The following is a 14,482-nucleotide window of genomic DNA, read 5'->3' as shown; positions in this document are numbered from 1 at the left end:
AAATGACTAAACCATTTAAAAGAATTCACCTTATTGTTATGGATTCGGTAGGTATTGGCGAAGGCCCTGATGCTGCTGATTTTAATGATGAAGGCGCACATACTTTAAGACATACGTTAGAAGGCTTTGAACAATCATTACCTAACCTTGAGAACTTAGGATTAGGCAATATTGACGATCTACCTGTTATTTCAGCTGTAGATCAACCACAAGCATTTTATACTAAATTAAGTGAAGCTTCGGTAGGTAAGGATACGATGACGGGACATTGGGAAATTATGGGCTTAAACATTATGCAACCATTTAAAGTCTATCCTGATGGTTTTCCAGACGAATTAGTTAAAGAAATTGAAGATATGACTGGTCGTAAAGTAGTTGCCAATAGACCTGCTTCTGGAACTCAAATTATTGATGAGTGGGGCGAACATCAAATGAAAACTGGTGATTTAATCGTCTACACTAGTGCAGATCCTGTATTGCAAATTGCTGCACATGAAGATATTATTCCTTTAGAAGAATTATATGATATTTGTGAAAAGGTTCGCGAATTAACTAAAGATCCTAAATATTTAATTGGTCGTATTATTGCACGACCATATGTTGGTGAGCCTGGTAACTTCACAAGAACATCTAATCGACATGATTATGCTTTGAAACCTTTCGGTAAAACAGTAATGAATAGTTTGAAAGATGCGGGTTATGATGTGATTGCTATTGGTAAAATTAATGATATTTATGATGGCGAAGGTGTGACGGAAGCGATTCGTACTAAGAGTAATATGGATGGTATGGATCAACTTATTAAAGTTGTACAACAAGATTTTAATGGTATTAGTTTCTTAAATCTTGTTGATTTCGATGCATTATATGGCCATCGTCGTGATAAACCAGGTTACGCTCAAGCAATCAAAGATTTTGATGAACGTTTACCAGAATTATTTAGTCATTTACAAGAAGACGACTTAGTCATAATTACAGCAGATCATGGTAATGATCCAACCGCTGATGGCACAGATCATACTAGAGAATATATACCGGTGTTAATGTATAGTCCGAAATTTAAAGGTGGACATGCATTAGAAGGTGATACAACATTTAGTTCAATTGGTGCAACAATCGCAGATAATTTCAACGTAGAGCTACCACAATATGGTAAAAGTTATTTAAAAGAAATTGGAGATGAATAAGTTGAAATTACTAAGATATTTATTAGGTATAAGTTTTAGTGCGATAGGGGTGTTACACTTTACAAGTGAGCCGAAATTTAGAAATATTATCCCCAAGAGCTTACCTTTAAGAAAAACTGCAGTTTTAGTAACTGGTGTTTTTGAAATTTTCTTTGGTATCGCATTATTAGTTAAGCGCCCAGCACAATGGTTAAAAACAGCTATAAATTTATTCTTATTAGCAGTATTTCCAGCTAATATTTATATGGCAGTTAAAAAGTTGCCTTTAGGAGATAAACAATTGCCAACATGGCAACTATACGCAAGACTACCATTACAATTTGTACTTATGAGTATCATTAAGAAATTATAAAATTAAACGCAGAGGTCGAAACTTGAATGTTTCAACTTCTGCGTTATTTTTATGGAATATAATTGGTTGCTGTGAAAAATGCTTTTTGTCCTAGCCGCAAGATTTTCTAGCTACCAAGATAGCAGAAACTCTAACAATTGGCAGTAACTGTCTGGATTATAAAACGTTGACAATTCAACGTTTTACAAACCTAGTCAGTCTTGCCGGGGTGATATTACGAAATAAATTTTTAAAATTTATTTCTATCTCACTCCCAAGAAGTTCTATTGATTAAAAATCAAAACTAAAGGATTACAGTTGACACTATTCGTGCAACTGCATAAGAGCTACTAAAGATTAAAAATCAAAAATAAAGGATTACAATTGGTTTGAAAAAGGTTTACAGTTTATTAATTCATAATAAACTGCATAAGAGTTTCTAGCTACCAAGATAGCAGAAACTCTAACAATTGCATAAGAAGTTCTATTGATTAAAAATCAAAACTAAAGGATTACAGTTGACACTATTCGTGCAACTGCATAAGAGCTAGTAAAGATTGTAAATCTAACTAGCTCTAACCATATACTTTGTTCCATTCATTGCGTTTATCTAAAAATGCTTGTGCGATTTCTTTGGCACCTTCTAATGAGTGGCTAGCTGCCCATCCACATTGTACTTCATTACATGCTGGTACTTCTGTTGCATTTAAGACATCTTTTAGTGTTGCTTCAACGATATTTAAGACATCTTCATAGTCATCATGATTAATAAATGAAACATAGAAACCTGTTTGACATCCCATTGGGCTTAAATCAACAACTTTGTCACTATGATTTCTAATATTTTCTGCCATTAAATGTTCTAAAGAATGTAATCCAGGCATTTCCATATGTTCTTTATTTGGTTGTTTGAAACGAATATCATATTTATGAATCATATCCCCATTTAAACCTTCCATTGTTCCTGCCAAGCGAATAAATGGTGCAACGACTTTCGTGTGATCCAAGTTAAAACTTTCGACGTTCATTTTTGTCATTGTTAATTCCTCCTATATAAATAAGCAATAAACTAAAGTATTGATAATATGTTGATTGTATCAATAGCTTCCTAAATTTACAATTTGAATACTTAAAAAGTACCTTAGTCTTTTGAATTGTTAGAAAATTTAGTAAATAAACGAAAAATTAGATGACATCTATGAACAAAACCGATAGAATAAGTAATAATTAATTTTAAACAACTCAATGACATATTGATTTAATGATATATAGGGCGGAAAAGGGAGATTTTATAAAATGGAAATAAAACAACAACTATTAGATTATATAGAGACAAATAAATATAAGTATATTGAAATAAGTCATAGAATACATGAACGACCAGAGTTAGGTAACGAAGAAATATTTGCTTCACGTATTTTAATTGATCAACTTAAAGATAACAATTTTGATATTGAAACAGATATTGCGGGTCATGCGACAGGGTTTATTGCAACATATGAAGCAGATAAACCAGGTCCAGCAATCGGATTTCTTGCTGAATACGATGCATTACCAGGTTTAGGACATGCGTGCGGACATAATATTATTGGTACTGCAAGTGTCTTAGCAGGGATTGCATTAAAACAAGTGATTGATCGTATAGGAGGGAAAATTGTCGTACTTGGTTGCCCAGCTGAAGAAGGTGGGGAAAATGGTAGTGCTAAAGCATCTTATGTTAAAGCTGGCATTATTGATCAAATTGATGTTGCTTTAATGATACATCCGGGCAATGAAACATATAAGACCATTAATACTTTGGCTGTAGATGTTCTAGACGTTAAATTTTATGGTAAAAGTGCTCATGCCTCTGAAAATGCGGATGAAGCTTTAAATGCCCTTGATGCCATGATCAGTTATTTCAATGGCGTAGCACAATTAAGACAACATATTAAAAAAGATCAACGTGTTCATGGTGTCATACTTGATGGTGGTCAAGCTGCAAACATTATTCCTGATTATACTCATGCACGTTTTTATACACGTGCAATGACGAGAAAGGAATTAGATATCTTAACTGAAAAAGTTAAGCAAATTGCTAAAGGAGCAGCAATACAAACAGGTTGTGATTATGAATTTGGACCAATTCAAAATGGCGTAAATGAATTTATCAAAGCACCTAAACTTGATGATTTATTTGAAAAATATGCTGTAGAGATTGGAGAAGCAGTCATTGATGATGATTTTGGTTATGGCTCTACAGATACGGGTAATGTTAGTCACATCGTTCCGACTATACATCCACATATTAAAATAGGTTCTAGAAATTTAGTTGGACATACACACCGTTTTAGAGAAGCAGCAGCTAGTGTACATGGTGATCAAGCTTTAATCAATGGTGCAAAGATAATGGTGTTAATGAGTTTGGAGCTAATTGAGCACCCGCAATTATTAAAAGAAATAAAAGATGAGCATGCACATGTGAAAGGGAATGGGAAGTAATGACTAATACAATTTATGAGCCTTTATTAACTCTAAGTGATTTATATAATGAAGATGTTGTTTATTCATCAAGACCATCATATATATCTAATCCATGGTTAAAACCAGATGAACATCAATCTAACTTTTTGACTGGCAGAGAATTACTAATTGCCAATCAGTTTCCTGTCATTGTTCATGAAGCAAGTGTTACAGATAAACTTGACATACTATTTAAGGCGATAAATAAAGAAGTACCACAACAGATATATACATTTAATAATCAACAATCATATGAGCAGTTGATTCAAAAATTAGCATACGAACAACATAAAAAATTATATTTTCAATATATACATGACGAAACGATTTTAAATAAAAAGTATTATGCGCTTGATAAGGATGTCTTTGTAGCATTAAATAATAAAGCGCGAATTCCAGAATGGACTGATGGCAAGTATCTTCCTAATAGAGAAATCGTAGCCATTGAAGATTTCGAACAACGTATTAAGCATTGGGATTATCCATTTGTTATTAAACCAGGGGATGATTTGCCAACTGCTGGTGGTTATGGCGTGATGATTTGTTATAATGACGAAGATTTAGCTAAAGCTACTCAACGTATACAAGAAGCAACTGATGAAACAGAGTCACTAATAATTGAACAAAAAATTAATGAACGACAAAATTATTGTGTACAGTTTGCTTATTCAGAAGAAATAGGTATTCAATATATCGGTTCTGCGACACAATTAACAGATCGTTATGGTTTTTATAATGGTAATGAAAATGCGCAAGAAGTACCACAACATGTGATTGAAGCAGGAAGACATATTATGGAAATCGGTGTTAATCATGGCTTTTTTGGTATAGCAGGTTTTGATTTATTGTTAGATGACAATGATAACGTCTATGCTATTGATTTAAATTTTAGACAAAATGGTTCAACAAGCATGTTATTGTTATCTAAAGAATTAAAACAAGGGTATCAAAAATTTTATAGTTACCATTCTCAAGGTGATAATGAACACTTTTTCCAAACCATTTTACGTTACATTAAGCAGGGCGTATTATATCCTTTATCATATTATGATGGTGATTGGTATGGTAAAGATAAAGTCAATTCGAGATTTGGATGTATTTGGCACGGTGACTCTAAAGATGAGATTATTCGCAAAGAACAACAATTTTTAGCAGATATCACAAATAACAACTAACTATAAAGCCAATCATACGTTATTCATTACGGTGATTGGCTACTCGATTTTATATTGACACATTTTTTAAAAGTTATTATCGTGCTAGCCGTCATTTTTTTGTAATGTTCAATATTATGATAATGGAAATAAATGTTTTAACATAACATTGACTATAAAGATTGTGTCATTTAGTATTTGAAGTAATGATTATAAAAAAGTGAGGGTCTATGATGTCATATAAAACGTATTCGTTTTTTAGAGATATATTAATAAATGAATATATCTATTTTGCCTCTAAAAATAAGCGACTAGTCCGTTTAGATTACGAAGGTGTATCTTATGTTGCTGTATGGACAGATGAAGAAATGGCAACATCTTACCTGACAAATGAACAAGTTCCATTTGATAAAGTAGTAAGAATGGATGTCGATCGTTTCGCGACTTACGAGCTAGATGATTTGTTTGATGATCAAGATAAAGTACTGATAAATCATACTTCAGAAGATGATGGAATATTAGTAAATGTTGTTAATGTAACACAAGAATTAATGACTGAATTAGATAAAATTCGTATCAAAGAATTTGTACAAGATGTTGCTAAATATGATGAAGTATATGGTTTAACTAAAAAAGGGTATAAGCAATTTATTCTTATTAGTGAAAATGATGATGAAAATGAAAAACCATATATAATGCCAGTATGGAGTATTAAGAATAGAGCAGCAAAAGTTCGTGATGAAGATTTTGAAGAGTGTGACTTAATCACAATAGAAGGTTCTGTATTTAGCGACTGGTTAGATGAATTACGAGATGATAATAAAGCAGTTGCTATTGATTTGAAATCAGGTGTAGTAGGTACAGTTATTTCAGCTCAAAAACTTTCTAATGAACTAACATTTTAATATTATAAAAATAAAACCATGACTCGATGTTTCGTAAGTATATCGTTTAGTCATGGTTTTTACTATGCACTTAGATTTTATTGATTTAAATATAAAGCCCCAATTGCGCCAGAAAATGCACCATGCTCAATATAAAATGGTTTGCATCCTCTTAAGACTGTATAATCTTCTACTACTTCGCGTAATAATTGATTATTGTTAAACGATGAACCAATATAGACAATATTATCAGTATTAAACTCGCGTGCGACGGTAATCGCCATAGTAGTGATAACCTCGCCAACAACTCCGATAACTGATGCCAGTTTATTACTTGCATTAAAATCAGCATCTAAATGATGTAATACATTACCAAAATTTGCAGCGGTTAAATCACCAGGAATAGGTGGTTCCGTATCTTTATAAATATGTTTTACTTTTAAATCAATGGTATTTCTATCGCCATGTTGCGCAAGGTTAGTCAGTTCAGTGTAATCAGTCAATTGTGTTAATAAGTAACCTAAACCTTGAATCATACCGCCACCAGTTCCAATACCACCAACACGTCGTTGTTCGTGACCATCAAAATAATGTAATGACGTACCAGTTCCGACATTGGCAAATATGTATTGTGATATATCATGACCTTGATCTTTAAGTAACATACTTAAACCTTTAGATGCTGCATCGAATTCAACATGAATTTGACTAGGCTGAGATATATTTTCAGCAATTATTCCAGCATTGCCACCAGTTAGACTTATTTGTTCAATAGTTTGTTGGTTTAGCCATTCAATAACTTTATCTATATCTTTAGTTAATTCAGTACTATAAAAACGTTGGTTATCTTGCTCTTGAACGATCTTGATTAACGTACCTCCAGCATCAATGCCAACTTTCATACTATTCCCACCTTATTATTTATATTCTTAAATAATAGTATAGTAAAATAGCTAAATTACAAGAGGAAGTTGACAATTTAGCATAGAAGTTGGGAGTGAGATAGAAATAAATTTATTTCGTCATCCCACCCCGGCAAGACTGACTAGGTTTTCAGAATGGTGATTTATCAACGCTTTGAAAACCAGACAGTTACTGCCAAACACTTTAAATTAAATGTAAAATGCTTTTTGTCTCAGGCGCAACTTTTAATGGTGTATAAAGGCTCGAGAATATGGGTAAGTAATAGTAATATTTTATTAAGATGGTTACAATTAAATGGGGTTTTAAACAATTGAAACGATAGGGGATATTACAATGAATATGGATAAAACATTACATTTTGAAGGTATAACTTTAAAAGCATTTGATGAACAGTATCGTGCTCAAATTAATGCGTTTGAATTAAATGACAGACAACAAATATATTCGTCGCTACCCAAAACGGTAATTGACGATGCATTACAAGATCCAGATAGAATAGCTAATGTTGCTATAAATGATCAAGGTGATGTTGTAGGTTTCTTCGTGCTACATCAATATTATCAACATGAGGGGTATGATACACCTGAAAATGTAGTTTATATTCGTTCATTATCAATTAATGAACGTTTTCAAGGATATGGTTATGGTACAAAAATTATGATGTCGTTACCACAATATGTACAACAATTATTTCCAGATTTTAATCATTTATATTTGGTTGTCGATGCTGAAAATGATAACGCGTGGAATTTATATGAACGTGGCGGATTCATGCATACAGCAACCAAAGAGGAAGGCCCAATTGGAAAAGAAAGGTTATATTATTTAGATTTAGATTCTAAACATGTGTCTTCTTTACGATTAGTTGAAGAAAGTCGGTCAGATATAACGAATGTACATATTATCAACTTAATTATCGACGACAACAAGGTGGGTTTCATTGCACTTAAACAAGATGGTTCACGTATGAATATTGAAGCTATTGAAGTAGATAAAACATATCGTTTTAACGGTATAGGTTCAAGCGCCTTGCGTCAACTACCTACATATTTACGAAAAAATTATGATAACTTAACAGTTATGTCTATGATTTTATTTGGACAGAATAATGAATTTAAAGCATTATGTATTAATAGTAATTTTGTTGAAATAGAACAAACTGAAGACTATGTCGTTTATGAAAAGTATTTAAATTATTAACAGTGATTGCGAAATATCATATTGTCATTTATAATTTAGTTTTGTTACTATATATAAATGAATTAAAACGTATAAATTAAGATAATATCCTTTGAAAGGAAGTATTGGGCAATGAAAATTCAAGATTATACAAAAGAAATGGTTGATGAGAAATCATTTATCGATATGGCTTATACTTTATTAAATGATAAAGGCGAAACAATGAACTTATATGATATCATCGATGAGTTTAGAGCGTTAGGTGATTATGAATATGAAGATATCGAAACACGTGTCGTACAATTTTATACTGACTTAAATACGGATGGCCGTTTCTTAAATGTTGGTGAAAATTTATGGGGATTACGTGATTGGTATTCAGTTGACGATATTGAAGAAAAAATAGCGCCTACAATTCAAAAATTTGATATTTTAGATGATGATGACGAAGAAGATCAAAATCTTAAATTATTAGGTGAAGATGAATTAGATGACGATGATGATATCCCAGCTGAAACTGATGATCAAGAAACATTAAATGATCCAGAAGATGAGCCTGTTGAAGAAGAAATTAATCATGCAGATATCGTTATTGAAGAAGACGATGAAGATGAATTAGAAGAAGATGAAGAAGCGTTTGAAGACGAAGAAGATTTTAACGATTAAATTTAATAATTGACTTTTAAGCGAAAGATGATAAAATTTTATTCGGGCTCCTTTAAATAGGACACGTGTATAAAATTTATACGCTCCCCTTACAATATTTGTGAGAGGGAGCGTTTTTTTATTTAAATGAGTAAATCATTCTATGATAACTCAGAAGCTAAGATTGTATTGTGATGAATTTCAATATATGCTGTTTAATTTATAATGTGAGTTAAACGTGCTATTAATATGATTAACCATTACATAGTATTGTATTGAGTTTAATGATAATAACTGAAATACATGATTTTTACAATTGATGAGGAAGCATTCCCTTTAATAATTAGGAGGTCAGGATATGACAAAATTTATTTTTGTAACAGGTGGCGTAGTTTCATCTCTAGGGAAAGGAATCACAGCATCTTCTCTAGGTAGATTATTAAAAGATAGAGGTCTAAATGTAACAATTCAAAAATTCGATCCATATTTAAATGTTGACCCAGGAACAATGAGTCCTTATCAACACGGTGAAGTATTTGTTACTGATGATGGTGCAGAAACAGATTTAGACTTAGGTCATTACGAAAGATTTATCGATATTAATTTAAATAAATTTTCAAATGTTACAGCTGGAAAAGTATACTCACACGTATTGAAAAAAGAACGACGTGGTGATTATTTAGGTGGAACAGTTCAAGTAATTCCTCATATTACAAATGAGATTAAAGAACGTTTGTTATTAGCGGGCGAGAGTACAAATGCTGATGTTGTCATTACTGAAATTGGTGGGACAACTGGGGATATTGAATCTTTACCGTTTATTGAAGCGATTCGTCAAATACGCAGTGATTTAGGTAAAGAGAATGTCATGTACGTGCATTGTACATTATTACCATATATTAAAGCTGCTGGTGAAATGAAGACTAAACCAACACAACATAGTGTTAAAGAATTAAGAGGTTTAGGTATTCAGCCAGATTTAATCGTGGTTAGAACTGAGTATGAAATGACTCAAGATCTTAAAGATAAAATTGCATTATTCTGTGATATTAATAAAGAAAGTGTTATTGAATGTCGCGATGCAGATTCACTATATGAAATTCCGTTACAATTAAGCCAACAAAATATGGATGATATAGTTATTAAACGTTTACAACTTAACGCTAAATACGATACACAACTTGATGAGTGGAAACATTTATTAGATATTGTTAATAATCTAGATGGTAAAATTACTATTGGACTTGTAGGTAAATATGTTAGCTTACAAGATGCATATTTATCAGTAGTTGAATCATTAAAACATGCTGGTTATCCATTTGCTAAGGATATTGAAGTACGATGGATTGATTCAAGTAATGTTACTGATGAAAATGTAGCAGAATATTTAGCTGATGTGGATGGCATTTTAGTACCTGGTGGATTTGGTTACCGTGCTAGTGAAGGTAAAATCAGTGCAATCAAGTATGCTAGAGAAAACAATGTACCATACTTTGGTATTTGTCTTGGTATGCAATTAGCAACTGTTGAGTTTGCTAGAAATGTCTTAGGATATGAAGGTGCGCATTCAGCAGAATTAGATCCAGCAACACCATATCCAATCATTGACTTACTTCCTGAACAAAAAGACATCGAAGATTTAGGTGGAACGTTACGCTTAGGTTTATATCCATGTTCAATTAAAGAAGACACTTTAGCACAAGATATTTATGGTAAAGCTGAAATAGAAGAAAGACATCGTCATCGTTATGAATTTAACAATGACTATAGAGAACAATTAGAAGCAAACGGTATGGTTATTTCTGGTACAAGCCCAGATGGACGTCTTGTAGAAATGATAGAAATTCCTGCTAACGACTTCTTTGTTGCTTGTCAATTCCACCCAGAATTTTTATCAAGACCAAACCGTCCACACCCAATTTTTAAAGCATTTATTGAAGCATCATTAAAACACCAACAATCTAAATAATATATTTTAGAAAAATAGACCGACTTCATCGTTATACAATAGTGATGAAGTCGGTCTTTAATATTTAGGTTCTCTTTTTTTAGGACTGATAAATAAAAAGTAAATAATTTAAAATAATTATATATCAGGCCAATTTGGGAGAGAACCAATATTTAATAATAATGAGCCAAGTTTTTTATCATGATGTTATAACATCAATAGAGAGTATTTCAAAGTTCTAAATCTCTAGTCATTTCAAACATTTGTGTATAAATATCGTAATAAATATAATTTAATGCTATAGCATGAGGTTGAACAATTTTGTCGTAATCTTCTGTATAAACGATTGGTCTTGGTGTAGATAAATTAATAAAATGAACTAAATGGTCAGGGAAGTTATCAGACTTAGGTTTATTACAAATTAATACGACGTCAATATCTTGTTCGACGAGTTGCTGCAAATCATTAGCAACGTCATCAGTATACTCTGGGGCAAATAGTAATACGCGATCCGTCGAATCTATAGTATTAAAGTGTTCAATATCTCTTAGTGTGCGACTTGAGTCCATTTTTTCATGACTGTGTAATATAAATGTTTCGAAAAATTGTAAATCATCATAACCTTTGATGTAAACATAGCCTTCTCCGCCAATTGCTTGCATTAAACATTGTGCTGCCATTTGAATTTCTAAGGACTGATCTTCTAGTCTATTAAAAATACCAATAAGTTGTGTGTGTAAAATTTTTGACATTTATATCCTCCGTTCTGTTTACTCAATAATTGTAAATAATGGAAACTTATAATGCAACGACTTAAATTTTATAATAATGTATACGTTTGCATTTATTATAGCTATCGCATTTTTTGAAAAATGCAAATTTATTATTGTATATTTAAATGCAATCATGCATAATCTTTGTTATAATTACTTTGAAAAATACGTGCACAAGCACTCAAGGAGGAACTTTCATGCCTTTAGTTTCAATGAAAGAAATGTTAATTGATGCAAAAGAAAATGGTTATGCAGTAGGACAATACAATATTAATAACTTAGAATTCACACAAGCAATTTTAGAAGCTTCACAAGAAGAAAATGCACCTGTAATTTTAGGTGTTTCTGAAGGTGCTGCTCGTTATATGAGTGGTTTCTACACAGTTGTTAAAATGGTAGAAGGTTTAATGCATGACTTAAACATTACTGTACCTGTAGCTATTCATTTAGACCATGGTTCAAGTTTTGACAAATGTAAAGAAGCAATCGACGCTGGTTTCACATCAGTTATGATTGATGCTTCACACAGCCCATTCGAAGAAAACGTAGCAACTACTAAGAAAGTAGTTGATTACGCACACGATAAAGGTGTTTCTGTTGAAGCTGAGTTAGGTACTGTTGGTGGACAAGAAGATGACGTAGTTGCTGACGGCGTTATTTATGCAGATCCTAAAGAATGTCAAGAGTTAGTTGAAAAAACTGGCATTGACGCATTAGCTCCAGCTTTAGGTTCAGTACACGGACCTTACAAAGGTGAACCAAAATTAGGATTTAAAGAAATGGAAGAAATCGGTGCTTCAACTGGTTTACCATTAGTATTACATGGTGGTACTGGTATCCCAACTAAAGACATCCAAAAAGCTATTCCATTTGGTACAGCTAAAATTAACGTAAACACTGAAAACCAAATTGCTTCAGCTAAAGCAGTTCGTGAAGTTTTAGACAACGACAAAGTTGTTTATGACCCACGTAAATACTTAGGACCAGCTCGCGAAGCGATCAAAGAAACAGTTAAAGGTAAAATTAAAGAGTTCGGTACTTCTAACCGTGCTAAATAATCACTTTTAAATATTATAAATGTATTGGATGATCAATCATTCATTACATTGCAAAAATATTAAGATAATTATTTCTTAAATAAATTTTAGGCATTAAAATGTATCAAGTTGATATATTTTAATGCCTTTTTCCTTTTTTTGATTCATTTTATTATTAATATTCCAAACATTTTTGAATTAGTATTGCTTCAAAAAATGAAATTAGCGACACATTAATTGGCGTATTGTCTAGCAAAGTAGCCATAATCACCTTTTCTTTATCACAATTTACGATACTATAATTTTTTTATGATATAATTATTGTGAATAATATTAGCTGGGAATATAGAATTACTAATAATTTAAGGCTTTTATGTATTTATTATTAAATATCAGTCTAAAGACTATGGCAATAAATGAGATTAAACCATATATTAAAAATATGATATTTATTACTATATAAATTATTGTTAAATTTGTAGTTCAAAATAAAGTATTTTACAAACAAAGCGCAATTAATTTATAATGCTAATAATGCAAAAATTTAAAAAGTAACGGACAAAGGAGAAAATGATATGGCTCAAGAGGTTATTAAAATAAGAGGTGGACGTACTCTTAATGGGGAAGTAAATATTAGTGGTGCCAAAAATAGTGCCGTAGCAATTATACCTGCAACATTATTAGCTCATGGACAAGTTAAAGTGCAAGGTTTGCCACAAATCTCTGATGTTGAGACATTGGTAAGTTTACTAGAAGATTTAAATATCAAAACAGAGCTAAATGGTACTGAATTAAATGTAGATACCACTGAAATTGAGAATGCACCTCTACCTAATAATAAAGTCGAATCATTAAGAGCTTCTTACTATATGATGGGTGCGATGTTAGGTCGCTTTAAGAAATGTGTTATAGGCTTACCAGGTGGCTGTCCACTTGGGCCACGTCCTATAGATCAGCATATTAAAGGATTTAAAGCATTGGGTGCAGAAATAGATGAATCTAGTGAAACATCGATGAAAATTGAAGCGAAAGAGTTAAAAGGTGCACATATCTTTTTAGATATGGTAAGTGTAGGTGCAACAATTAATATTATGTTAGCTGCTGTACATGCCACTGGACAAACAGTAATAGAAAATGCTGCTAAAGAACCAGAAGTTGTTGATGTAGCAAACTTCTTAACTAGTATGGGTGCTAATATCAAAGGTGCTGGTACGTCAACAATCAAAATTACTGGTGTTGAGAAGTTACACGGTTCTGAATATCAAGTTATACCTGATCGTATTGAAGCAGGGACATATATGTGTATAGCAGCTGCAAGTGGTGAAGAAATGGTGTTAAATAATATTGTTCCTAAACATGTTGAAACACTAATAGCTAAACTTGTTGAGTTAGGTGTTAAAATAGATGTAGAAGATGAACGAGTTATCATCAAAAAAAGCACACCTTATCATTATGTTGACGTTAAAACTTTAGTTTATCCAGGTTTTGCGACTGATTTACAGCAACCTATAACACCATTATTATTTATGGCTGATGGTCCGTCATTTGTCACAGATACGATATATCCAGAACGTTTTAAGCATGTAGATGAATTACAACGTATGGGAGCTAATATTGAAGTAGACGAAGGCACTGCTACAATTAAACCTTCATCTCTTAAAGGTGCAGAAGTATACGCTAGTGATTTAAGAGCAGGTGCTTGTCTTATTATTGCTGGTTTAATTGCTGAAGGTATCACTACTATATACAACGTTAATCATATTTATCGTGGTTACACTGACATTGTTGAACATTTAAAATCACTTGGTGCAGATATTTGGACTGAAACAGTATAAATAAGCGTGTGTTTTGTGGTATAATAAATATACTTCAAACAAGAATGTCATATTACATTCTATTTCAATTTTGTATGAGAGGT

13 protein-coding genes are annotated in these 14,482 nt (G+C 32.0%); 10 read left to right on the top strand and 3 right to left on the bottom strand.

Annotated elements, in window-relative coordinates; translation table 11 throughout:
* Positions 1-2: 2 nt before the first annotated feature.
* Positions 3-1,187 carry a phosphopentomutase gene (gene deoB, locus J3R86_RS09415; RefSeq protein WP_207517076.1) on the top strand — a complete coding sequence of 395 codons (1,185 nt, stop codon included), beginning with the start codon at positions 3-5 and terminating at the stop codon, positions 1,185-1,187.
* Position 1,188: 1 nt separating this feature from the next.
* Positions 1,189-1,539 (top strand): DoxX family protein, encoded by a 351-nt coding sequence (locus tag J3R86_RS09410; protein WP_207517075.1) that lies wholly within the window; start codon positions 1,189-1,191, stop codon positions 1,537-1,539.
* A gap of 554 nt (positions 1,540-2,093) precedes the next feature.
* On the opposite strand, the gene J3R86_RS09405 is transcribed toward J3R86_RS09410, so the two are convergent.
* Complete coding sequence (locus J3R86_RS09405; RefSeq protein WP_207517074.1) at positions 2,094-2,555, bottom strand: S-ribosylhomocysteine lyase; 462 nt, start codon at positions 2,553-2,555, stop codon at positions 2,094-2,096.
* Between the two features lie 259 nt (positions 2,556-2,814).
* Between J3R86_RS09405 and J3R86_RS09400 the strand changes: the two genes are divergently transcribed.
* From J3R86_RS09400 to J3R86_RS09390, 3 genes are all read left to right on the top strand, one after another.
* Positions 2,815-3,999 (top strand): M20 family metallopeptidase, encoded by a 1,185-nt coding sequence (locus tag J3R86_RS09400; protein ID WP_207517073.1) that lies wholly within the window; start codon positions 2,815-2,817, stop codon positions 3,997-3,999.
* Positions 3,999-5,195 (top strand): L-aspartate--L-methionine ligase LdmS, encoded by a 1,197-nt coding sequence (ldmS, locus tag J3R86_RS09395; RefSeq protein ID WP_207517072.1) that lies wholly within the window; start codon positions 3,999-4,001, stop codon positions 5,193-5,195. Before J3R86_RS09400 ends, ldmS begins: the two co-directional genes overlap by 1 nt.
* A gap of 212 nt (positions 5,196-5,407) precedes the next feature.
* On the top strand, positions 5,408-6,079 hold the full coding sequence (locus tag J3R86_RS09390) for a DUF2750 domain-containing protein (RefSeq protein ID WP_207517071.1): 672 nt from the start codon (positions 5,408-5,410) through the stop codon (positions 6,077-6,079).
* Between the two features lie 77 nt (positions 6,080-6,156).
* On the opposite strand, the gene coaW is transcribed toward J3R86_RS09390, so the two are convergent.
* Positions 6,157-6,960, bottom strand: coding sequence for a type II pantothenate kinase (coaW, locus tag J3R86_RS09385; RefSeq protein WP_207517070.1), 804 nt, complete (start codon positions 6,958-6,960; stop codon positions 6,157-6,159).
* A 361-nt stretch (positions 6,961-7,321) separates the two neighbouring features.
* Here coaW and J3R86_RS09380 point away from each other — a divergent pair, with 361 nt between their 5' ends.
* The 3 genes from J3R86_RS09380 (at position 7,322) to J3R86_RS09370 (ending at position 10,775) form a co-directional block, all read left to right on the top strand.
* The gene (locus J3R86_RS09380; protein ID WP_207518544.1) at positions 7,322-8,182 is read left to right on the top strand and encodes a GNAT family N-acetyltransferase; all 861 of its coding nucleotides are present in this window, start codon (positions 7,322-7,324) and stop codon (positions 8,180-8,182) included.
* 111 nt (positions 8,183-8,293) lie between these two features.
* Entirely contained in the window at positions 8,294-8,827 is a 534-nt protein-coding gene (gene rpoE, locus J3R86_RS09375; protein ID WP_207517069.1) for a DNA-directed RNA polymerase subunit delta, read from the top strand.
* 337 nt (positions 8,828-9,164) lie between these two features.
* Positions 9,165-10,775: a CTP synthase gene (locus J3R86_RS09370; protein WP_207517068.1), complete on the top strand. Its 1,611-nt coding sequence runs from the start codon at positions 9,165-9,167 to the stop codon at positions 10,773-10,775.
* 209 nt (positions 10,776-10,984) lie between these two features.
* Here J3R86_RS09370 and J3R86_RS09365 read toward each other — a convergent pair whose 3' ends face one another.
* On the bottom strand, positions 10,985-11,506 hold the full coding sequence (locus J3R86_RS09365; RefSeq protein WP_207517067.1) for a DUF2529 domain-containing protein: 522 nt from the start codon (positions 11,504-11,506) through the stop codon (positions 10,985-10,987).
* 218 nt (positions 11,507-11,724) lie between these two features.
* On the opposite strand from J3R86_RS09365, the gene fdaB reads away from it, so the two are divergent.
* Positions 11,725-12,585, top strand: a complete 861-nt coding sequence (gene fdaB, locus J3R86_RS09360; RefSeq protein ID WP_002464752.1) for a class IIb fructose-bisphosphate aldolase FdaB — start codon at positions 11,725-11,727, stop codon at positions 12,583-12,585.
* A 554-nt stretch (positions 12,586-13,139) separates the two neighbouring features.
* Positions 13,140-14,399, top strand: a complete 1,260-nt coding sequence (locus J3R86_RS09355; RefSeq protein WP_207517066.1) for a UDP-N-acetylglucosamine 1-carboxyvinyltransferase — start codon at positions 13,140-13,142, stop codon at positions 14,397-14,399.
* The last annotated feature ends 83 nt before the right edge of the window (positions 14,400-14,482 follow it).

Source organism: Staphylococcus simiae, assembly GCF_017357005.1.
Taxonomy (GTDB): domain Bacteria; phylum Bacillota; class Bacilli; order Staphylococcales; family Staphylococcaceae; genus Staphylococcus; species Staphylococcus simiae_A.
The sequence above is the reverse complement of the archived record's forward strand: the minus strand, read 5'-3'. Positions and strand labels throughout refer to the sequence as shown.

Bases quoted from the DNA above. Each gene is read 5' to 3' on its own strand.
- J3R86_RS09405 (WP_207517074.1), bottom strand. From the start codon at position 2,555: ATGACAAAAATGAACGTCGAAAGTTTTAACTTGGATCACACGAAAGTC.
- J3R86_RS09400 (WP_207517073.1), top strand. From the start codon at position 2,815: ATGGAAATAAAACAACAACTATTAGATTATATAGAGACAAATAAATAT.
- fdaB (WP_002464752.1), top strand. From the start codon at position 11,725: ATGCCTTTAGTTTCAATGAAAGAAATGTTAATTGATGCAAAAGAAAAT.
- J3R86_RS09355 (WP_207517066.1), top strand. From the start codon at position 13,140: ATGGCTCAAGAGGTTATTAAAATAAGAGGTGGACGTACTCTTAATGGG.
- ldmS (WP_207517072.1), top strand. From the start codon at position 3,999: ATGACTAATACAATTTATGAGCCTTTATTAACTCTAAGTGATTTATAT.
- J3R86_RS09390 (WP_207517071.1), top strand. From the start codon at position 5,408: ATGTCATATAAAACGTATTCGTTTTTTAGAGATATATTAATAAATGAA.
- coaW (WP_207517070.1), bottom strand. From the start codon at position 6,960: ATGAAAGTTGGCATTGATGCTGGAGGTACGTTAATCAAGATCGTTCAA.
- J3R86_RS09380 (WP_207518544.1), top strand. From the start codon at position 7,322: ATGGATAAAACATTACATTTTGAAGGTATAACTTTAAAAGCATTTGAT.
- deoB (WP_207517076.1), top strand. From the start codon at position 3: ATGACTAAACCATTTAAAAGAATTCACCTTATTGTTATGGATTCGGTA.
- J3R86_RS09365 (WP_207517067.1), bottom strand. From the start codon at position 11,506: ATGTCAAAAATTTTACACACACAACTTATTGGTATTTTTAATAGACTA.
- rpoE (WP_207517069.1), top strand. From the start codon at position 8,294: ATGAAAATTCAAGATTATACAAAAGAAATGGTTGATGAGAAATCATTT.
- J3R86_RS09370 (WP_207517068.1), top strand. From the start codon at position 9,165: ATGACAAAATTTATTTTTGTAACAGGTGGCGTAGTTTCATCTCTAGGG.